The 18,980-nt window shown below is 71.4% G+C and carries 20 protein-coding genes; 13 read left to right on the forward strand and 7 right to left on the reverse strand.

Features of this window, described 5'->3' with window-relative positions:
* Positions 1–144 precede the first annotated feature (144 nt).
* The 3 genes from ACIPSJ_RS10505 to ACIPSJ_RS10515 all read left to right on the forward strand — a co-directional run bounded on the left by ACIPSJ_RS10505 (position 145) and on the right by ACIPSJ_RS10515 (position 2,921).
* Positions 145–1,107 carry an LCP family protein gene (locus ACIPSJ_RS10505; RefSeq protein ID WP_359215414.1) on the forward strand — a complete coding sequence of 321 codons (963 nt, stop codon included), beginning with the start codon at positions 145–147 and terminating at the stop codon, positions 1,105–1,107.
* A gap of 135 nt (positions 1,108–1,242) precedes the next feature.
* Positions 1,243–1,599, forward strand: a complete 357-nt coding sequence (locus ACIPSJ_RS10510; protein WP_393795224.1) for a YciI family protein — start codon at positions 1,243–1,245, stop codon at positions 1,597–1,599.
* 59 nt (positions 1,600–1,658) lie between these two features.
* Entirely contained in the window at positions 1,659–2,921 is a 1,263-nt protein-coding gene (locus ACIPSJ_RS10515; protein ID WP_359215117.1) for a sigma-70 family RNA polymerase sigma factor, read from the forward strand.
* A 55-nt stretch (positions 2,922–2,976) separates the two neighbouring features.
* On the opposite strand, the gene ACIPSJ_RS10520 is transcribed toward ACIPSJ_RS10515, so the two are convergent.
* Positions 2,977–4,011, reverse strand: a complete 1,035-nt coding sequence (locus tag ACIPSJ_RS10520; RefSeq protein ID WP_401345028.1) for a helix-turn-helix transcriptional regulator — start codon at positions 4,009–4,011, stop codon at positions 2,977–2,979.
* 108 nt (positions 4,012–4,119) lie between these two features.
* Here ACIPSJ_RS10520 and ACIPSJ_RS10525 point away from each other — a divergent pair, with 108 nt between their 5' ends.
* Positions 4,120–4,518, forward strand: coding sequence for a VOC family protein (locus tag ACIPSJ_RS10525; protein ID WP_401345030.1), 399 nt, complete (start codon positions 4,120–4,122; stop codon positions 4,516–4,518).
* 43 nt (positions 4,519–4,561) lie between these two features.
* On the opposite strand, the gene ACIPSJ_RS10530 is transcribed toward ACIPSJ_RS10525, so the two are convergent.
* Positions 4,562–5,734, reverse strand: coding sequence for a methyltransferase domain-containing protein (locus tag ACIPSJ_RS10530; protein ID WP_401345031.1), 1,173 nt, complete (start codon positions 5,732–5,734; stop codon positions 4,562–4,564).
* A 90-nt stretch (positions 5,735–5,824) separates the two neighbouring features.
* On the opposite strand from ACIPSJ_RS10530, the gene ACIPSJ_RS10535 reads away from it, so the two are divergent.
* The 4 genes from ACIPSJ_RS10535 to groL all read left to right on the forward strand — a co-directional run bounded on the left by ACIPSJ_RS10535 (position 5,825) and on the right by groL (position 9,798).
* The gene (locus ACIPSJ_RS10535; protein ID WP_401345033.1) at positions 5,825–6,706 is read left to right on the forward strand and encodes a polysaccharide deacetylase family protein; all 882 of its coding nucleotides are present in this window, start codon (positions 5,825–5,827) and stop codon (positions 6,704–6,706) included.
* Positions 6,703–7,509, forward strand: coding sequence for a polysaccharide deacetylase family protein (locus ACIPSJ_RS10540; protein WP_401345035.1), 807 nt, complete (start codon positions 6,703–6,705; stop codon positions 7,507–7,509). Before ACIPSJ_RS10535 ends, ACIPSJ_RS10540 begins: the two co-directional genes overlap by 4 nt.
* A gap of 236 nt (positions 7,510–7,745) precedes the next feature.
* Positions 7,746–8,054, forward strand: coding sequence for a co-chaperone GroES (gene groES / locus ACIPSJ_RS10545; RefSeq protein ID WP_330459340.1), 309 nt, complete (start codon positions 7,746–7,748; stop codon positions 8,052–8,054).
* Between the two features lie 118 nt (positions 8,055–8,172).
* A complete protein-coding gene (gene groL, locus ACIPSJ_RS10550; protein WP_355711237.1) occupies positions 8,173–9,798 on the forward strand; it encodes a chaperonin GroEL in 1,626 nt (541 codons plus the stop codon).
* Positions 9,799–9,885: 87 nt separating this feature from the next.
* Here the strand turns inward: groL and ACIPSJ_RS10555 are convergent, their stop codons facing one another.
* From ACIPSJ_RS10555 to ACIPSJ_RS10565, 3 genes are all read right to left on the reverse strand, one after another.
* Positions 9,886–10,593, reverse strand: coding sequence for an ester cyclase (locus ACIPSJ_RS10555; RefSeq protein WP_401345037.1), 708 nt, complete (start codon positions 10,591–10,593; stop codon positions 9,886–9,888).
* Between the two features lie 80 nt (positions 10,594–10,673).
* The gene (locus ACIPSJ_RS10560) at positions 10,674–11,447 is read right to left on the reverse strand and encodes an SDR family oxidoreductase (protein WP_359215151.1); all 774 of its coding nucleotides are present in this window, start codon (positions 11,445–11,447) and stop codon (positions 10,674–10,676) included.
* Between the two features lie 97 nt (positions 11,448–11,544).
* Positions 11,545–12,225 carry an MOSC domain-containing protein gene (locus ACIPSJ_RS10565; RefSeq protein WP_359215154.1) on the reverse strand — a complete coding sequence of 227 codons (681 nt, stop codon included), beginning with the start codon at positions 12,223–12,225 and terminating at the stop codon, positions 11,545–11,547.
* 79 nt (positions 12,226–12,304) lie between these two features.
* Here ACIPSJ_RS10565 and ACIPSJ_RS10570 point away from each other — a divergent pair, with 79 nt between their 5' ends.
* A complete protein-coding gene (locus ACIPSJ_RS10570) occupies positions 12,305–13,204 on the forward strand; it encodes a LysR family transcriptional regulator (RefSeq protein WP_359215157.1) in 900 nt (299 codons plus the stop codon).
* Between the two features lie 68 nt (positions 13,205–13,272).
* Here the strand turns inward: ACIPSJ_RS10570 and ACIPSJ_RS10575 are convergent, their stop codons facing one another.
* Positions 13,273–13,602, reverse strand: a complete 330-nt coding sequence (locus ACIPSJ_RS10575; protein WP_123974752.1) for a WhiB family transcriptional regulator — start codon at positions 13,600–13,602, stop codon at positions 13,273–13,275.
* A 381-nt stretch (positions 13,603–13,983) separates the two neighbouring features.
* On the opposite strand from ACIPSJ_RS10575, the gene ACIPSJ_RS10580 reads away from it, so the two are divergent.
* The 4 genes from ACIPSJ_RS10580 (at position 13,984) to ACIPSJ_RS10595 (ending at position 18,378) form a co-directional block, all read left to right on the forward strand.
* On the forward strand, positions 13,984–14,595 hold the full coding sequence (locus ACIPSJ_RS10580; protein ID WP_003948568.1) for a response regulator transcription factor: 612 nt from the start codon (positions 13,984–13,986) through the stop codon (positions 14,593–14,595).
* Positions 14,596–14,872: 277 nt separating this feature from the next.
* Positions 14,873–15,460 (forward strand): sigma-70 family RNA polymerase sigma factor, encoded by a 588-nt coding sequence (locus ACIPSJ_RS10585; RefSeq protein ID WP_355711232.1) that lies wholly within the window; start codon positions 14,873–14,875, stop codon positions 15,458–15,460.
* A gap of 185 nt (positions 15,461–15,645) precedes the next feature.
* Entirely contained in the window at positions 15,646–17,148 is a 1,503-nt protein-coding gene (gene guaB / locus ACIPSJ_RS10590) for an IMP dehydrogenase (protein WP_359215162.1), read from the forward strand.
* A 105-nt stretch (positions 17,149–17,253) separates the two neighbouring features.
* Positions 17,254–18,378, forward strand: a complete 1,125-nt coding sequence (locus ACIPSJ_RS10595; RefSeq protein ID WP_359215165.1) for a GuaB3 family IMP dehydrogenase-related protein — start codon at positions 17,254–17,256, stop codon at positions 18,376–18,378.
* 67 nt (positions 18,379–18,445) lie between these two features.
* Here the strand turns inward: ACIPSJ_RS10595 and ACIPSJ_RS10600 are convergent, their stop codons facing one another.
* Positions 18,446–18,970, reverse strand: coding sequence for a hypothetical protein (locus tag ACIPSJ_RS10600; protein WP_401345041.1), 525 nt, complete (start codon positions 18,968–18,970; stop codon positions 18,446–18,448).
* Positions 18,971–18,980 lie beyond the last annotated feature (10 nt).

The raw sequence follows: 18,980 nt of genomic DNA on the forward strand, positions 1-18,980 counted from the left end.
ACGCGGCTTCCACTAACAGTCTCCTAATAATTCGGATTTACGTTCCTGCCCGTGACGGGACACGAGGAGCAAGGCGAAGCGGGCAGACGGGTGGGCCGGCGGTCGCGGGCGCTGAAGATCGTCGGCCTCACCCTGGCGGGGGTCATGACGCTCGGCATCGCGGCAGCGGGGTGGGCCTATGTGCACCTCAACGACAACATCAAGAGCGTCGACATCAACAGCGCGCTCGGGGACGACCGGCCGGCGAAGGCGGTGACGACACCGACGGCGTCCGCGTCCGCCTCCGCGTCCCCGCTGCCCACCGGCTCGGTGAACATCCTGGTGCTGGGCTCGGACTCGCGCAGCGGCAAGGCGAACCAGGCACTCGGCGGCGGGCACAGCGGGGGCGCCCGCTCCGACACGGCGATGGTCGTGCACATCGACGCGGGCCGCACCTCGGCCACCGTCGTCAGCATCCCGCGCGACACCCTGGTCACCCGCCCCTCCTGCCCGCTGTCCTCCGGCGGCTCGACGGCGGTGGCCTACAACTCCATGTTCAACAGCGCCTACTCGGTGGGCGGGGCGGTGTGCGCGGTGAAGACGGTCGAGTCGATCACCGGCGTACGGATGGACCACTACCTGGAGATCGACTTCTCGGGCTTCGCGAAGCTGGTGAACGCGCTCGGCGGGGTGACCGTGACGACCGACCAGGACATCGACGACGACGACAGCCATCTGCACCTGAAGAAGGGCACCCACCGGCTCGACGGCAAGACGGCCCTGGCGCTCGCCCGCACCCGGCACGGCATAGGCGACGGCAGCGACCTCGGCCGGATAGGCCTCCAGCAGAAACTGGTCAAGGCCCTCCTCGACCAGATGGCCTCCATCAGCCTGCTCAGCAACCCGGCCAAGCTCTACGAGGTCGCCGACGCGGTCACCTCCAGCCTCACCACCGACACCGGCCTGGACTCCCTCAGCGAGCTGATGCGCCTCGGCCAGAGCCTGAAGGGCCTCACCTCCGACCACCTCAAGACCGTGATGATGCCCGTGGTCACCGCACCCTCCGACCCCAACCGGGTGGTCGCCGAGGAACCGGCGGCGAGCAAGCTGTGGAAGTCGCTGCGGTAGCGCCCCGGCGGGTGCCGGGAGCGGGCCGGAAAAAAACTTCGGGGAATTCCGGCAGGCGTGTCGATCCCGGCGGACCCCGTTCGACGCAAGGGTGAGAGGCGGGAGAAGAGCCCGCGTCCTACCGAAGGAGTCACCATGCCCCGTTACCTGTCGCTCGTGCGCATCGAAGAGGCCTCCGCTCCCGCCGAGGGCCCCAGCGAGGCGCTGATGCAGCGGATGGGCGAGCTGATCGAGGAGGTCACCAAGGCCGGCGTGATGCTGGACACCGCCGGGCTGACGCCGTCCGCCGACGGCACCCGGGTGCACTGGGAGGGCGGCAAGATCTCCGTCACCGACGGGCCGTTCACCGAGTCCAAGGAGGTCATCGGCGGGTACGCGATCATGCAGTGCAAGGACAAGGCCGAGGCCCTGGAGTGGACCAAGCGGTTCCTCAAGGTGCACGAGGAGTTCTGGACGGTGACCTGCGAGCTGCGGGAGATCGCGGAGGGCTGACCTTCCTGCCTTCCTGCCTTCCTGGCGTACGTCAGACGGTGGGTGTTGCATGGGGGGCTGTGAGCACACAGCCCCCCGCCGAGGCAGGCGCCCGCCACGCCATCGAGACCGTCTTCCGTCTGGAGTCGCCCCGCGTGATCGCCGGCGTCGCCCGGATCGTCCGGGACGTCGGCATCGCGGAGGAGCTGGCGCAGGACGCCCTGGTCGCCGCCCTGGAGCAGTGGCCCCGCGACGGGGTGCCCGACAACCCGGGCGCCTGGCTCATGGCCACCGCCCGCCATCGCGCCGTCGACCTGATCAGGCGCCGGGAGAACTACGCCCGCAAGCTCGCGGAGATCGGCCGCGACACGGAGACGACCGCCCCGCCCGAGGAGCCCGCCGACCCGGACGACATCGACGACGACCTGCTCCGGCTCGTCTTCACCGCCTGCCATCCGGTGCTGTCGTCCGAGGCCCGCATCGCCCTCACCCTGCGCCTCCTCGGCGGCCTGAGCACCGCCGAGATCGCCCGCGCCTTCCTGGTCCCGGAACCGACGATCGCCCAGCGCATCGTCCGCGCCAAGCGCACCCTCGCCACCAGGAACATCGCCTTCGAGGTGCCGTACGGCCCGGACCGCGAGGCCCGGCTCGGCTCCGTGCTCGACGTCATCTACCTGATCCACAACGAGGGGTACGCGGCCACGACGGGCGACGACTGGCTGCGCCCGGCGCTGTGCGAGGACGCCCTGCGGCTGGCCCGGGTGCTCTCCGGGCTGATGCCGAAGGAGCCGGAGGTGCACGCCCTCACCTCGCTGCTGGAGTTCCAGTCCTCTCGGACCGCGGCCCGCACCGGCCCGGGGGGCGAACCGGTCCTGCTCAAGGACCAGAACCGGCGCCGCTGGAACCGCATGCTCGTCGCCCGCGGCATCAGGGCCCTCGCCCGCGCGGACGCCACCGCGACGGGCGCCCCGGGCCCGTACGCCCTCCAGGCGGCCATCGCCGCCTGCCACGCGCACGCCTACACCTACGAGGAGACCGACTGGACGGCCATCGCCACGCTGTACGGCCTGCTGGCGGTCCGGGCCCCGTCCCCCGTCGTCGAGCTGAACCGCGCGGTGGCGGTGTCGATGGACCGGGGGCCGGCGGCGGCCCTGCCGATCGTGGACGCGCTGACCGCCGAGCCCGCCCTGCGCGACTACCACCTGCTGCCCAGCGTCCGCGGCGACCTGCTGGCCCGCCTCGGGCGCGGCGCCGAGGCCCGCGCGGAGTTCGAGCGGGCGGCGGCGCTGGCGCGCAACGAACGGGAGCGGGAACTGCTGCGGCGGCGGGCGGCAGAGGCCTAGGCACGGCCGTCGGTACCGTGCGGTCGGCTACTCGTGCGGTGGGCTTCTCGTGCGGTCAGCTCCGGCGGGCGTACGACGTGAGGCGGTCGGCGAACGCGGTGACGAGGTCGCGCAGTTCGGCGGGGCCCTCGACGGCGAACGGCCGGTCGAGCGAGGCGAGGACCGGGGGCAGCCAGTCGAGCCGTTCCGCCCGCAGCTCGACGCGCCGCCAGCACTCGGCCACCGGGTCCCCGTCCGGCCCGCCCGGCCCGCCCGGTCCGTCCGGCCTGCCCGGCCTGCCCGGCCCGCCCGGCTCCTCCGTGATGCTCGCGACGCTCGCGGGCAGGCGGGCGCGGATCTGCCCGACCGTCCCGTGGATCCGCAGGGTCACCCGGTGCCGGTACTCGGCGGTGGCGAACCCCGCCAGCACCCGTTCCGCCGGACCGGGGCCCTCGGGCACCTCGAACGAGCCGGGCAGGATCCGCGCGGCCGCGATGCGGTCGAGCCGGAAGGTCCGGCCCTCGCCGAGACGGGCGTCCTCGCCCGTGACGTACCACCGTCCCGCGTGGGCGACGATCCCGTAGGCGTGCAGGGCGCGTTCGCCGCGCCGGCCGTCGCGGTCGGTGTACTGGACCGAGAGCGGCCGGCGGTGGCGGACCGCGTCGGCGACGGTGAGCAGCACCTCGGCGTCCGGGGTGTCGAACTCGCCGGGCCGGTCCGTGAAGTCGAGGGCGTCCAGGAGCGTGTCGAGGCGGCCCGCGAGGTGCCGGGGCAGCACCCGCCGGATCTTCGCCGCCGCCGTCTCGCCCGCCGTGCGCTCCGCCGTCGTCAGCCCGGTCCGGCGGCCGGCGACCAGGCCGAGAAGCACGGCCAGCGCCTCTTCGTCGCCGAGCATGAGCGGCGGCAGGCGGTGTCCTGGGGCGAGCCGGTAGCCGCCGTAGCGGCCGCGCACCGACTGCACGGGCACGTCCAGCTCGATCAGCTGGTCCACGTACCGCCGCACGGTGCGGCCTTCGACGCCGAGCCGGTCGGCGAGTTCGGCCACCGTCCGGGTGCCGCCCGACTGAAGCAGCTCCAGGAGGGTCAGCACGCGGCCGGTGGGTCTGGGCATGTTCGCAGCCTAACGCGAATAGAGGACCGATTCTGTCCTCTATTTCTCCTAGCCTGCGCGGTGCACGCCTTCCCGCACAGCACCAGCACGGCACACCAGGGAGATCCCATGGACTTCGTCTCGATCCGCATCATCACCGGCGACGTGGCACGCCTCGTCGGGTTCTACGAGCGCGCCACGGGGGTGCGGGCGGCGTGGGCCACCGAGGACTTCGCCGAGTTCAGGACCGCCGGCGCCACCCTCGCGATCGCCGGCACCCGCACCGTCCCGCTGTTCGCCCCGGACTCGGCCCGCCCGGCGGCCAACCAGAGCGTGATCACGGAGTTCCTCGTCGACGACGTGGACCGCGTCCACCGCGACCTCGCCGAGTTCGTGACCGACTTCGTCGCCGGGCCCACCACGATGCCCTGGGGCAACCGTTCACTGCTCTTCCGCGACCCCGACGGCAACCTCGTCAACTTCTTCACCCCCGTCACCCCGGCGGCCGTCGAGAAGTTCGCCCGCTGAGCCCGCTGAGCCCGCTGAGCCCGCTGAGCCCGCTGACCGGTGGCTAGGGCCGGGCCGGATGGCCCACCAGCATCGTCGGTGCCCCCGCCACCCGGGTCAGGAACACGGTCGCCGAGTTCGGCCCCTGCGGCTTGACCTTGCGGCGCAGCTCCTCCGGCTCGACGGCCGAGCCCCGCTTCTTCACGGTCAGGATCCCGACCTCGCGCTCCCGCAGCAGCGCCTTCAGCTTCTTGACGTTGAACGGGAGCTGGTCGGTGATCTCGTACGACGTCGCGTAGGCGGTGGCGTGGAGCGCGTCGGCCGTGATGTAGGCGATCGTCGGGTCGATCAGGCCTCCGTCCAGTTCCTCGGCCACCTCGGCGACCAGGTGGGCGCGGATGGCGGCGCCGTCGGGTTCGTACAGGTAACGGCCCACGGCCCTGACGTGCGGATCGGGCAGGCCCCTGCCGAGCAGGGTGCGCGGGCCGGGGAGGAGGGTGGCGCGGACCGCCCCCGGTTCCGTCCCGAACCAGAGGACCGCCTCCTTCACGTCCCCCGCGTCCGAGATCCACTCCGCCTCGGCGTCCGCCGGGACCGTCTCGTGCGGGATACCGGGGGCGACCTTCAGCGCGGCGGTGTGCGTGGCCTTGCGCGCCGCCTCGACCGCCCAGGACAGCGGCGGCGAGTAGGCCTCCGGGTCGAAGACGCGGCCACGGCCGCCGCGCCGGGCCGGGTCGACGAACACGGCGTCCCAGCCCGCCGTGTCCACCTCCGTGACGTCCGCCTCCCGGACCTCGATCAGGTCGGCGAGCCCGAGCGCGTCGGCGTTCGCCCGCGCGGTCCGCGCCGTCACCGGGTCCCGGTCCACGGCGAGCACCCGGATCCCCGCCCGCGCGAGCGCGATCGCGTCGCCCCCGATCCCGCAGCACAGGTCGGCGACGGAGGAGACCCCCAGCGTCCTCAGCCGCTCGGCCCGGTAGGTGGCGACACTCGCCCGCGTCGACTGCTCGACCCCGTTCGGGGTGAAGAACATGCGGTCCGCGTCCGCCTCGCCGAACTTCGCCGCCGCCCGCTGCCGCAGCCGGGCCTGGGCGAGCGCCGCCGACACCAGCTCGGCGGGGTGGGTGCGGCGCAGCCGGGTGGCCACGGCGAGTTCGTCGGCGGGCGCGGTGCCGCGCACCTCGGCGAGGAGGGCGTGGCCCTCGGGGGTGAGGAGAGGGGCGAGGTGGTCGTTCACCGGGTCATTGTCGGCCAGTCGGTGGATGGTTCGCCTCCGGCCGAGGTGTCTGCCCCGGTTCCGGGGAGGGGCCTGGAAGGATCCGACGCCATGCGAGCAGTCGTACAAAATGACAAAAATGGGTTCAGAGCGGGTGTGGCGGGCCTGCTGGCCGTCGCCGCCCTGGTGTCCGGCTGCGCGGGACCCGACGGTTCCGCCGCCCGCCCCGCCGCCGGTCAGCAGCCGCACCGGAACGCCGCCGCCGACGCCCACGCCGCCCTGGTCGCCGCCGCCAAGCGCTGGGGGCTGAACGCGGTCCCCCTGCGGCCCCCGGCCCCGCCGACGCAGAAGCCGAGGATCACCGCTCGCGACGGGTTCGAGGTGGACGGGCAGGTGGAGGACGAGCTGCCCCCGGTCTTCACCACGGTCCCGACGAAGCAGAAGGTCGTCTTCCTGACCATCGACGACGGCTCGGAGAAGGACCCGGCGTTCCTCCGCATGATGAGCGACCTGCGGATCCCCTACACCGCGTTCCTCAGCAACTACCTGGTCAAGGACGACTACGGCTACTTCCGGAAGATGCAGGCCGAGGGCCACACCCTCAACAACCACACCCTGACCCACCCCTACCTGCCGGGCCTGACCTACGAGGAGCAGAAGCACGAGATCTGCGGCATGCAGGAGATCATGAAGAGGGAGTTCGGCAGGGCCCCGACCGTCTTCCGCCCGCCCTACGGCAACTACAACGGCGACACCCTGCGCGCCGCCAAGACCTGCGGCATCAAGTACGCGCCGATCTGGGACGAGGAGGTGTTCGTCGACCACTGGGAGTACCGCGAGTGGGACCGCGGTCTGCACCCCGGCGACATCGTGCTCACGCACTTCCGGGGCCGCAGCGACTGGGACGGCACGATGGTCGACGACATGCGCCGCTTTCTGAACAAGGTCACGCGCGAGGGCTACGCGGTGGCGCGCCTGGAGGACTACCTGTGAGCCGCGCGAGGGCGACGGCGGCGTTCCTGGCCGCCGTCGCCCTCCTGCTCGCGGGCTGCGCCCAGTCCGTGGACCCCATCGAACGGCTCGGCAGGAAGGCGGCCGCCGGGGTACGGCCGCACGGTCCGGCCGGCGAACAGGCCTACCGGCACTGGGGCCTGAGTGCGCCCCTGCCGGCCGCCCCGCGCCCGCCGTCCCACCCGCTCTCCTTCCGCTCGGCCCTCCCTCCGGTCGTCGACCACATCCCCACCGCCGACCGGGTGGTCTTCCTGACCTACGACGACGGCGCCGAGAAGGACCCCCGCTTCGTGGACATGGTCCGCGAGCTGCGCCTGCCCGTGACGATGTTCCTCACGGACAGCGTGGTCGGCCCCGGCTACGGCCACTTCGCCCGGCTCCAGGCGGTCGGCGCGAGCGTCCAGAACCACACCCTCGACCACCCGGCCATGCCCGGGCTGCCCTACGCCGGCCAGCGCGCCGAGATCTGCGGACAGCAGGAGAAGCTGAAGTCCCGCTTCGGCATCCGCCCGTACCTCTTCCGCCCGCCCTACGGCACCTACGACACCACCACGCTCCGCGCGGCGGCCGACTGCGGGGTGACGGCGGTGGTGCTCTGGCGGGCGGCGATGACGGCCGACACGCTCGCCTTCAGGAACGGCGAGAAACAGCTCCGCCCCGGCGACATCGTCCTGGTCGGCCCCGACGAGGCCATGGGCCCGGCCCTGCGGGAACGCACGGCCCGGCTGCTGCGCCGGGTACAGGCGGGCGGGCTGACGGTGGGGCGCCTCGAGGACTACCTGTAGGCAGGTCACCGGCGGGTTCTCCGGTCCGGCGACCCGGTTTTTTCGGCGCCGCGCCACGGGCAACTGGCACTCCGCTTGACCGAGTGCTAATCGCGGTCATAGTCTCGGCTCTGGCACTCGGCAGATGAGAGTGCCAACAACGCGACGGGCAGGTCCGGCACCCGCGACGACGGATCCACCTGGTCGCCACCTCAGACAGTTAACCCCGTGAGATCTCCGAAGGGGGAGGTCGGATCGTGACGACCACCAGCTCCAAGGTTGCCATCAAGCCGCTTGAGGACCGCATCGTGGTCCAGCCGCTCGACGCCGAGCAGACCACGGCCTCCGGCCTGGTCATCCCGGACACCGCGAAGGAGAAGCCCCAGGAGGGCGCCGTCCTCGCCGTGGGCCCGGGCCGGTTCGAGAACGGCGAGCGCCTGCCGCTCGACGTCAAGGTCGGCGACATCGTGCTCTACAGCAAGTACGGCGGCACCGAGGTGAAGTACAACGGCGACGAGTACCTCGTCCTCTCGGCCCGCGACGTGCTCGCGATCATCGAGAAGTAGTTCACTCGAAGCACATCCTGCTGTGAACTGCGCCCCTGGCCCCCGCGATCTCATGAAGCCGGGCGTCGGGGGCGCGGCTCGTTTCACTCACGTTTTCCGAGAGGGCTGAACCGCTCCCATGGCGAAGATCCTGAAGTTCGACGAGGACGCCCGTCGCGCCCTTGAGCGCGGCGTCAACAAGCTTGCCGACACGGTGAAGGTGACGATCGGCCCCAAGGGCCGCAACGTCGTCATCGACAAGAAGTTCGGCGCCCCCACCATCACCAACGACGGTGTCACGATCGCCCGTGAGGTCGAGATCGAGGACCCGTACGAGAACCTCGGCGCGCAGCTGGTGAAGGAGGTGGCGACCAAGACCAACGACATCGCGGGTGACGGTACGACCACCGCCACCGTGCTGGCCCAGGCGCTGGTCCGCGAGGGCCTGAAGAACGTCGCCGCGGGTGCCTCCCCGGCCGCCCTGAAGAAGGGCATCGACGCCGCCGTCGCCGCCATCTCCGAGGACCTGCTCGCCACGGCCCGCCCGATCGAGGAGAAGTCCGACATCGCCGCCGTCGCCGCGCTGTCCGCCCAGGACACGCAGGTCGGCGAGCTCATCGCCGAGGCGATGGACAAGGTCGGCAAGGACGGTGTCATCACCGTCGAGGAGTCCAACACCTTCGGTCTGGAGCTGGACTTCACCGAGGGCATGGCCTTCGACAAGGGCTACCTGTCGCCGTACTTCGTGACGGACCAGGAGCGCATGGAGGCGGTCCTGGAGGACCCCTACATCCTCATCAACCAGGGCAAGATCTCCTCCATCGCGGACCTGCTGCCGCTGCTGGAGAAGATCATCCAGGGCAACGCCTCGAAGCCGCTGCTGATCATCGCCGAGGACGTGGACGGCGAGGCCCTCTCCACCCTCGTGGTCAACAAGATCCGCGGCACCTTCAACGCGGTCGCGGTCAAGGCCCCCGGCTTCGGTGACCGCCGCAAGGCGATGCTGGAGGACCTGGCGATCCTCACCGGCGCCACGGTCATCTCCGAGGAGGTCGGCCTCAAGCTCGACCAGGTCGGCCTGGACGTGCTGGGCTCCGCCCGCCGCGTCACCGTCACCAAGGACGACACCACGGTCGTCGACGGCGCCGGTGACTCCGGTGCGGTCACCGGCCGCGTCGCCCAGATCAAGGCCGAGATCGAGAACACCGACTCCGACTGGGACCGCGAGAAGCTCCAGGAGCGCCTCGCGAAGCTGGCCGGCGGCGTGTGCGTGATCAAGGTCGGCGCCGCCACCGAGGTGGAGCTGAAGGAGAAGAAGCACCGTCTGGAGGACGCCATCTCCGCGACCCGCGCCGCGGTCGAGGAGGGCATCGTCTCCGGTGGTGGCTCCGCGCTGGTCCACGCCGCGAAGGTGCTGGAGGACGGCCTCGGCAAGACCGGCGACGAGGCGACCGGTGTCGCCGTCGTCCGCCGCGCCGTCGTCGAGCCGCTGCGCTGGATCGCCGAGAACGCCGGCCTGGAGGGTTACGTCATCACCTCCAAGGTCGCCGAGCTCGACAAGGGCCAGGGCTTCAACGCCGCCACCGGCGAGTACGGCGACCTGGTCAAGGCCGGCGTCATCGACCCGGTCAAGGTCACCCGCTCCGCCCTGGAGAACGCCGCCTCCATCGCCTCCCTCCTCCTGACGACCGAGACCCTGGTCGTCGAGAAGAAGGAAGAGGAGGAGCCCGCCGCGGCCGGCCACTCCCACGGCCACGCCCACTGAGCATCGCCTCGGCGTCGCACGAAGCCCCCGTCCCCGGTCGTCCGCCGGGTACGGGGGCTTCGCCCCTCGCGGGCTTTCACTGTGGGCTCAGTTCTCCAGCGCGTCCAGTGCGCCGAGCTGACCCATCAGGCCGAGCCGGTCGTACTCCCACCAGCCCTCGGCGATCCTTCCGCCGGAGTCGAAGCGGTGGATCGTGGTCCCGGTCATCCGCACCAGCCCCCGGGTGTTCGGCAGTCCGAGGAACTCCGCCTTCTGCCGCCCCTTCCAGATCCACCGGGTGCACACCCGGTCGTCCTGGGTGAACTGGTCCTCGACATGGAACGTGAAGTCGAAGGCGCCCCGCCACATCCCGATCTCGCGCCGTACCGCGTCCATGCCGATGGTGTCCTGCCCGTTGCCCGGGTCGTGGCCGTGGTAGTCCTCCGCGAGCAGACCGTCCAGCGGAGCCAGCGGGCCGGCCGCGCCGATCGTCTCGAAGAACCGCCGCGCGGTACCGGCGTACAACCGCTCGTCACGCACCACGTCCAGATCGGTGAACGTCGGCGTCCCGTCGCAGAGCGCGAGCAGGTCGTGGAAGACCTTGTCGGTCTCCGGGAGGGCCGAGTTCCGCATCGCCTCCTCGTACGACGGGAACTCCACGATCTCCACGACGTGCGACGCGTCGGAGCGGTCCCGGCCGACCACCGCGTGCGTCGCCGTCCGCTTCCCCTTGGTCTGCTCGACCCAGCTGTCCAGCAGCCGCTCCATCTCGGTCAGCCGGCTGGTCCTGCACTCGATGAGCTGCACGAACGTCATGACACCGCCTCCGGCCCCCCTGGGTCCGGTCCCGCCCGCCCATTTTCCCACCGGACCGGCCGCGGCTCCTGCTGTCGGGCCTACTGCGGCCCGTACTTGCGGCCCGTCTTCGAGCTGATGCCGCCCACCAGGCCGTGCGGCGCCATCTTCGCCAGGCCCGTCAGCACCTTGTAACGCGGATCCGGGATCGACAGCGTCTTGCCGCGCGCGAGGTCGGCCAGCGCGGCCGCCACCAGCTTGTCGGCGTCCAGCCACATCCAGCCCGGGATGTTGTCGGTGCCCATCCCGGCCCGCTCGTGGAACTCCGTACGGACGAACCCCGGAGCCAGCGCCATCAGCCGCACCCCGCTGTCCGCGAGATCGCGCGCCGCGCCCTGGGTGAACTGCACGACCCACGCCTTGGAGGCGCCGTACGTACCGCGCGGCACGAAGGCCGCCACCGAGGCCACGTTGACGACACCGCCGCGCCCGCGCTCCCGCATCGCCTCCGTCGCCGCCGCCGTCAGCCGCAGCACCGCCTCGCAGTGCACCTTGAGCATGCGCAGCTCGTCGGCCATCGGCACGTCGAGGAACCGGCCCTTGTTGCCGAAGCCCGCGTTGTTGATCAGCAGGTCGACCGGGTTCCTGCGGTCGCCGAGGCGGGTGGCGACCGCCTCGATGCCGGTGTCCTCGGCGAGGTCGGCGGTGAGCACCTCCGCCTCGATGCCGTGTCGGTCGTGCAGTTCGGTCGCCTGTTCGCGCAGCCGCTTGGTGTCCCGTGCCACCAGGACGAGGTTGTGCCCGTCGGCCGCCAGCCGCCGCGCGAACGCGGCACCGATCCCCGCGGTCGATCCCGTAATCAGAGCCGTTGTCATGGCCCAAGGGTAGTTACCCGGACTGACGGCGTCCGCTGTGCGCACCGGCTCTCCCGATGGGTGAAGCACGGGTGAACGGCGTGCGCGTGACGGCCGTTCAGTCCTCCGCGGTTGCCGATTGCGCCGCCACGTACTTGCGGGCCTGCGCCAGCGTCTCCGAGTGCAGCGCCTCGCCCGCCGCGAGCACCCGCGGCAGCAGCTCCCGCTCGGTGGTGACGGCGCGGAACTGCATCGCGGCGGTCACCCCGTGCTCCGGACGGCGCACGATCTCGATCGGGTCGCCGGCCCTGATCTCACCCGGTTCGATCACCCGGAGGTAGGCACCGGTCGCACCCTTCCGCGTGAACCTCTTCACCCATCCCCGTTCGCCCAGATGGCCCTGGAAAGTACGGCACGGGATGCGCCCGGAGGTGACCTCCAGTACGACCTCGGAACCGATCCGCCAGCGCTCGCCGATCAGCGCGTCCGACACGTTCAGCCCGTTTGTCGTGAGGTTCTCACCGAAACAGCCGTTCGGCAGCGGCCGGCCGAGCTCCTTCTCCCAGTCGTCGAGGTCCTCGCGCGCGTAGGCGTACACCGCCTGGTCGTAGCCGCCGTGGTGGCGCAGCTCGCACACCGTGTCCCCGGCCAGCCCGCTGCCCGCGGTCCCCTTCGGCCCGGGCGCCGCCACCCGCACCGGCCCGTCCACCGGGCGCTTGTCGATACCGGTCACGCCGTCGGCCTGGTCCGTGTGCGGTGACGGTGTCGGACGGCCGAGGTTCAGCGAGAGAAGCTCCATGCTCCGACGGTACGGGAGCGTGCTCAAAGCGTCGACGCGATATTGGGCGCCCTGTCCAAGTCCGCCTTATGCTCGGAAGATGATCGAGGCCCGTCATCTCCGCGTCCTGCGTGCCGTCGCCACCACCGGTTCCTTCTCGGCGGCGGGGCGCGAACTGGGCTGCACCCAGCCCGCCGTCAGCCAGCAGATGAAGGCACTGGAGGGCTCCGTGGGCACCCCGCTGCTGGTCCGCAACGGCCGCGAGATGCGCCTGACCCAGGCCGGCGAGGCCCTGGTCCGGCACGCCTCCGGGATCCTCGCCGGGCTCACCGCCGCCGAGGAGGAGGTCGCCGCGATCGCCGGGCTGCGCGCGGGCCGGGTCCGGCTGGTCTCCTTCCCGAGCGGCAGCTCCACCCTGGTCCCGACCGCCCTAGCCGCCCTGCGCGCGGCCCACCCCGGCACCCGGGTCTCCCTGGAGGAGGCCGAGCCGCCGAACTCCGTGGACCTGCTGCGCGCGGGCGACTGCGACATCGCGCTGGCCTTCCGGTACGAGGGCGCGGCGGACGCGGGGGAGTGGGACGACCTGGTGGTACGGCCGCTGCTGACGGACCGTCTGGTCGGCCTGGTACCGGAACGGCACCGGCTCGCCCGCGCGGAGTCCGTCGCCCTCGGCGAACTCGCCGACGAGCCCTGGATCGCGGGCTGCCCGCGCTGCCGGGGACAGCTCGTCCAGGCGTGCGAGAGCGCCGGCTTCACGCCCCGTATCGACTTCGCCACGGACGACTATCCGGCGGTGGTCGGCCTGGTCGGCGCCGGTCTGGGGGTGGCCGTGCTGCCCCGGCTGGCGATCGAGTCGGTACGCCCGAGGGGGGCCCGCACGGTGGCCCTGGAACCCGCGGTGCGCCGGGAGATCGTCGCCCTCACGCTGCCCGACCTGGCACAGGTGCCGGCCGTGGCGGCGACGCTGGAGCAGCTGGGCCGGGCCGCCCGGCGGGCGTAGGGGAGTGGCCGGGCACGCGCGCGTGCCCGATCGTCGGGGGATTGTCAACGATATGCAGAAACGTTCTTTCAGGTGTCGGAGGCGGAGCCGCCGCTGGTTGTCGATGCCGACACCAGCCTGTTGCGCGCCCGCCCCATGAGCTCTTCGCGCTCGTCCTCGGTCAGGCCGCCCCACACGCCGTACGGTTCACGGACCGCCAGCGCGTGCGCCGCGCACTCCGCGCGGACCGGGCACCTCATGCAGACCTCCTTGGCCGAGTTCTCACGGGCACTCCGAGCCGCCCCGCGCTCGCCCTCGGGATGGAAGAAGAGCGAGCTGTCGACCCCACGGCAGGCAGCCAGGAGCTGCCAGTCCCACAGGTCCGCGTTCGGTCCGGGAAGGCGGGAGAAATCTGCCATTACGTGACCCCTTGTAGCCGTTCTGGGCGGATACGGTGCCAACGACCGTACATCTCCGGTCTAGAGAGATGAAAATATGACTCATTGGCAATCTAGCCCCAGACACCGTGAAACGGGAAGAAAAAGGGCTAAATGGGGCATTGGATGTGATGAAAAGTTGAGGGTCTGACGTCCATGTCTGCACCGTGTCCGCGCCCTCACGTAGAGTGCCGAAGACGGCACGCAGCCCCGTAACTCTTTCGAGTGACCGTCGTTGAGAGTGCGGAGGCGGTTGAAACAACAAGCTCTCGGGCAGGCGTCCGAGACGGTCGACCGCACAGGTGACGATTCCGTACCAGCCTGGAGGCTCAAGGTGACGCGCATCAGCTGCGGAGGGCGGTCATGACATCCGTCCTCGTCTGCGACGACTCCCCGCTTGCCCGAGAGGCGCTGCGCCGCGCGGTCGCGACCGTGCCCGGCGTCGAGCGCGTGACGACGGCTGCCAACGGCGAGGAAGTCCTCCGCCGCTGGGGTGCCGACCGCTCCGACCTGATTCTGATGGACGTGCGCATGCCCGGACTGGGCGGCGTCGAGACCGTGCGCCGGCTGCTGTCCGCCGACCCCGGCGCGCGCATCATCATGCTCACGGTCGCCGAGGACCTGGACGGGGTGGCCCTGGCCGTCGCCGCCGGTGCCCGCGGCTACCTGCACAAGGACGCCTCGCGCGCGGAACTGCGCGCGACCGTCACCCAGGCGCTCGCCGACCCGACCTGGCGACTGGCGCCCCGCCGCCTGCGCTCGGCCGAGATGGGCGCCGCGCCCACCCTCACCGCGCGTGAGATCCAGGTGCTCGAAGGCATGAGCCACGGTCGCTCCAACGCCGAGATCGGCCGCGAGCTGTTCCTCTCCGAGGACACCGTCAAGACGCACGCCCGGCGCCTGTTCAAGAAGCTCGGCGCCTCCGACCGCGCCCACGCGGTGGCCCTCGGCTTCCGCTGGGGACTGGTTCGCTGATACGGCGGTGAGCTGCGCCGCAGCGGGGAAGCGGACCGACCGGACGCCCCCGCCTACCCCACGGTGGGCGGGGTCCGCAAGGCCGGCCGGCGCAGGCCCGCTGCTCGTTTCGGCGCCGATGCCGCATCCTTGAGGTGTGGAGTCTCTCGGGGACGAGTCGTTCGAGCGGAAGGGGAGGGCGCAGGAGATGAGTTCCGGCGCACCTGCTCATAACGCTTCGGTGCACAACGACGGACGCGGTGCCACGCAGCCGACGGCGGCAGGGCACCATGGACCGATGCGCGAGGACGAGGCGGTCACTGCCATAGGGACGATCGGTTCCCTTGTCCATCGCGCCGTAGACGGGGACGAGCAGGCCACGCACGACCTGCTCGCCCATGTCCACCCACTCGCGCTGCGCTACTGCCGCACGCGTCTGTCCCGGCTGCCGGGCGACGCCCGGCACTTCGTCGAGGACCTCGCGCAGGAGGTCTGCGTGGCGGTTCTCCTCGCGTTGCCCCGCTATCGCGACACGGGCCGCCCCTTCGAGGCCTTCGTCTTCGCCATCGCCTCCCACAAGGTCGCCGACCTGCAGCGGGCCGCGATGCGCCACCCGGGTTCCACGGTCGTCCCCTCGGACGAGATGCCGGAACGCCCCGACGACTCCCTCGGCCCCGAGGAGCGGGCGCTGCTCAGCAGCGACGCCGAATGGGCCAAGAAACTGCTGGCCAACCTCCCGGAGAACCAGCGCGAGCTGCTGCTCCTGCGGATCGCCGTGGGCCTCACGGCCGAGGAGACCGGCCAGATGTTGGGAATGTCACCGGGAGCGGTCCGGGTGGCCCAGCACCGGGCGCTGAGCCGGCTGCGGGCGCTGGCCGAGCAGTAGAGGGCAGCGGCGGAGCGGTAGACGGCAGTAGCCGAACGGGTTGCATCACCCCCGATGAACAGGCGCACGCCCAATTCCGTACGAACATACGAAGCCCGGAGCTGAGTCGTACCGTGGAATTTGGGACCCGTGCTTCCCGTTAGCATGGGCATCCGCACCGTTCAAGGCCATTTGGGGAAGGTGTCATGACTGCCAACGTCGACGGAGTGCCCGGAAAATTCGCGACACTCGGGCTGACCTACGACGACGTGCTGCTGCTGCCGGGCGCATCCGAGGTGCTCCCCAACGCGGTCGACACCTCGTCCCGCATCTCCCGCAACGTGCGGGTCAACATCCCGCTGCTCTCCGCGGCGATGGACAAGGTGACCGAGTCCCGCATGGCGATCGCGATGGCCCGGCTCGGCGGCGTCGGCGTGCTGCACCGCAACCTGTCCGTCGAGGACCAGGTCAACCAGGTCGACCTGGTCAAGCGGTCCGAGTCCGGCATGGTCACCGACCCCATCACGGTGCACCCGGAGGCGACCCTCGCCGAGGCCGACGCGCTGTGCGCCAAGTTCCGCATCAGCGGTGTGCCGGTCACCGACCCGGCCGGCAAGCTGCTCGGCATCGTCACCAACCGCGACATGGCCTTCGAGTCCGACCGCGGCCGCCAGGTGCGCGAGGTCATGACCCCGATGCCGCTGATCACCGGCAGGGTCGGCACCACCGGTGTCGAGGCCATGGAGCTGCTGCGCAAGCACAAGATCGAGAAGCTTCCGCTGGTCGACGACGCGGGTGTCCTCAAGGGCCTGATCACCGTCAAGGACTTCGTCAAGGCCGAGAAGTACCCGAACGCCGCGAAGGACTCCGAGGGCCGGCTGCTCGTCGGCGCCGCCGTGGGCGCCAGCCCCGAGGCGCTGGAGCGGGCCCAGGCGCTCGCCGACGCCGGGGTGGACTTCCTGGTCGTCGACACCTCGCACGGCCACAACAGCAACGCCCTCAGCTGGATGGCGAAGATCAAGTCCAGCGTGAACGTCGACGTGATCGGCGGCAACGTCGCCACCCGCGACGGCGCGCAGGCCCTGATCGACGCCGGTGTCGACGGCATCAAGGTCGGCGTGGGCCCCGGCTCGATCTGTACCACCCGCGTGGTCGCCGGTATCGGCGTCCCGCAGGTCACCGCCATCTACGAGGCGTCCCTCGCGGCCGGCCCGGCCGGTATCCCGCTGATCGGCGACGGCGGCCTGCAGTACTCCGGCGACATCGGCAAGGCCCTCGCGGCCGGCGCCGACACGGTGATGCTGGGCTCCCTCCTCGCGGGCTGCGAGGAGTCCCCGGGCGAGCTGCTCTTCATCAACGGCAAGCAGTTCAAGTCGTACCGCGGCATGGGCTCGCTCGGCGCCATGCAGTCGCGCGGCCAGGGCCGGTCGTACTCGAAGGACCGCTACTTCCAGGCCGAGGTCTCCTCCGACGACAAGCTCGTCCCCGAGGGCATCGAGGGCCAGGTGCCCTACCGGGGTCCGCTGGCCAACGTGCTGCACCAGCTGGTCGGCGGTCTGCGCCAGACCATGGGCTACGTGGGCGCGGCCACCGTGGACGAGATGGAGTCCAAGGGCCGCTTCGTGCGGATCACCGCCGCGGGCCTCAAGGAGAGCCACCCGCACGACATCCAGATGACGGTCGAGGCGCCGAACTACAGCCGCAAGTAGTCACCAGAGGCTTTCCAGGGCGGTCCCGGGCGCACCGGGGCCGCCCTCGCCGTACCCGTCGGCGATACTGGTAGACGCTGAAACGCAGAGGGAAAGGCCACAGACGTGACTGAGATCGAGATCGGGCGCGGCAAGCGCGGCCGCCGGGCGTACGCCTTCGACGACATCGCCGTCGTCCCCAGCCGCCGTACGCGGGACCCGAAGGAGGTCTCGATCGCCTGGCAGATCGACGCCTACCGCTTCGAGCTGCCGTTCCTGGCCGCACCCATGGACTCGGTCGTCTCGCCGGCCACCGCGATCCGCATCGGCGAGCTCGGCGGCCTGGGCGTGCTCAACCTCGAAGGCCTCTGGACGCGGTACGAGGACCCGCAGCCGCTGCTCGACGAGATCACCGGGCTGGACGCCGAGACCGCCACCCGCCGCCTCCAGGAGATCTACTCCGCCCCCATCAAGGAGGAGCTGATCGGCGCGCGCATCAAGGAGGTGCGCGACTCCGGCGTGGTCACGGCGGCCGCGCTCTCCCCGCAGCGCACCGCGCAGTTCTCCAAGGCGGTCGTGGACGCGGGCGTCGACATCTTCGTCATCCGCGGTACGACGGTCTCCGCGGAGCACGTCTCGTCCTCGCACGAGCCGCTGAACCTGAAGCAGTTCATCTACGAACTCGACGTCCCGGTGATCGTCGGCGGCTGCGCCACCTACACGGCGGCCCTGCACCTGATGCGCACCGGCGCGGCGGGCGTGCTCGTCGGCTTCGGCGGCGGCGCCGCGCACACCACGCGCAACGTGCTCGGCATCCAGGTCCCGATGGCCACCGCGGTCGCCGACGTGGCCGCCGCCCGCCGCGACTACATGGACGAGTCCGGCGGCCGCTACGTGCACGTGATCGCCGACGGCGGTGTCGGCTGGTCCGGCGACCTCCCCAAGGCGATCGCCTGCGGCGCCGACTCCGTGATGATGGGCTCCCCGCTGGCCCGCGCGACCGACGGCCCGGGCAAGGGCCACCACTGGGGCATGGAGGCGGTCAACGAGGAGCTTCCGCGCGGCAAGAAGGTCGACCTGGGCACGGTCGGCACCATCGAGGAGATCCTCACCGGCCCGTCCCACACCCCGGACGGCTCGATGAACCTCTTCGGCGCCCTGCGCCGCGCGATGGCCACCACCGGCTACAGCGAGCTGAAGGAATTCCAGCGCGTCGAGGTGACGGTGGCGGACTCGCAGCACAAGCGGTAGCCCGCGCCGTACGACGCACGGAGGGCCGGTCACCCCTGGCGGGGTCACCGGCCCTCTCGCATGTCCGTCAGCGCGCCGCCTTCTGGGCCCCCGAGAACGCCGCCCACGCCGCGATCGCGAAGAACACGAAGGTCAGCGGGTCGGCCTCTTCCTTCCACGCGTCCTGGACGACGCCGAAGTGCTGGAAGAAGACCTCGGAGAACGCCACGTCGAGCTGGTCGGCGCCGATCATCGCCTCGCCGACGAGCTGGCCGAGGTAGACCGAGCCGAGCGCGAGGACGGCCGCGGTGATCGCGAGCACCGGGTTGCGGCCGCCGAGCTTGCCGGCCGCGAGACCGATGACGAAGCCGACGCCGACGGCCGCCCAGCCGATCTCGTGCTTGGTGAGGCCGATGACCACGCCGTAGAGCGCGGCGGCGGCCACCGCCGCGACGAGCGCGGCGCCCAGGCCGAGGGCTATGTTGCCCTGCGGCGGCGCGGGCGGCGCCGGCGGCGGGGGCACGGCGCCGGGCGCCTGCTGCTGGGCGAACGGGTTGCCGTCGGCCGGCAGCGGCTGGGGCTGCGGTGGTGGTGGCGGCGCTGACTGGCTCATGACAGAAATC

It is taken from the genome of Streptomyces sp. NPDC090088 (assembly GCF_044747345.1).
GTDB lineage: Bacteria > Actinomycetota > Actinomycetes > Streptomycetales > Streptomycetaceae > Streptomyces.

Bases quoted from the DNA above. Each gene is read 5' to 3' on its own strand.
- ACIPSJ_RS10520 (WP_401345028.1), bottom strand. From the start codon at position 4,011: ATGCCCAGACCCACCGGCCGCGTGCTGACCCTCCTGGAGCTGCTTCAG.
- ACIPSJ_RS10575 (WP_123974752.1), bottom strand. From the start codon at position 13,602: ATGGCAGATTTCTCCCGCCTTCCCGGACCGAACGCGGACCTGTGGGAC.
- ACIPSJ_RS10560 (WP_359215151.1), bottom strand. From the start codon at position 11,447: ATGACAACGGCTCTGATTACGGGATCGACCGCGGGGATCGGTGCCGCG.
- ACIPSJ_RS10535 (WP_401345033.1), top strand. From the start codon at position 5,825: ATGCGAGCAGTCGTACAAAATGACAAAAATGGGTTCAGAGCGGGTGTG.
- ACIPSJ_RS10510 (WP_393795224.1), top strand. From the start codon at position 1,243: ATGCCCCGTTACCTGTCGCTCGTGCGCATCGAAGAGGCCTCCGCTCCC.
- guaB (WP_359215162.1), top strand. From the start codon at position 15,646: ATGACTGCCAACGTCGACGGAGTGCCCGGAAAATTCGCGACACTCGGG.
- ACIPSJ_RS10580 (WP_003948568.1), top strand. From the start codon at position 13,984: ATGACATCCGTCCTCGTCTGCGACGACTCCCCGCTTGCCCGAGAGGCG.
- ACIPSJ_RS10600 (WP_401345041.1), bottom strand. From the start codon at position 18,970: ATGAGCCAGTCAGCGCCGCCACCACCACCGCAGCCCCAGCCGCTGCCG.
- ACIPSJ_RS10570 (WP_359215157.1), top strand. From the start codon at position 12,305: ATGATCGAGGCCCGTCATCTCCGCGTCCTGCGTGCCGTCGCCACCACC.
- ACIPSJ_RS10505 (WP_359215414.1), top strand. From the start codon at position 145: ATGACGCTCGGCATCGCGGCAGCGGGGTGGGCCTATGTGCACCTCAAC.
- groL (WP_355711237.1), top strand. From the start codon at position 8,173: ATGGCGAAGATCCTGAAGTTCGACGAGGACGCCCGTCGCGCCCTTGAG.
- ACIPSJ_RS10565 (WP_359215154.1), bottom strand. From the start codon at position 12,225: ATGGAGCTTCTCTCGCTGAACCTCGGCCGTCCGACACCGTCACCGCAC.
- ACIPSJ_RS10555 (WP_401345037.1), bottom strand. From the start codon at position 10,593: ATGACGTTCGTGCAGCTCATCGAGTGCAGGACCAGCCGGCTGACCGAG.
- ACIPSJ_RS10585 (WP_355711232.1), top strand. From the start codon at position 14,873: ATGCGCGAGGACGAGGCGGTCACTGCCATAGGGACGATCGGTTCCCTT.
- ACIPSJ_RS10525 (WP_401345030.1), top strand. From the start codon at position 4,120: ATGGACTTCGTCTCGATCCGCATCATCACCGGCGACGTGGCACGCCTC.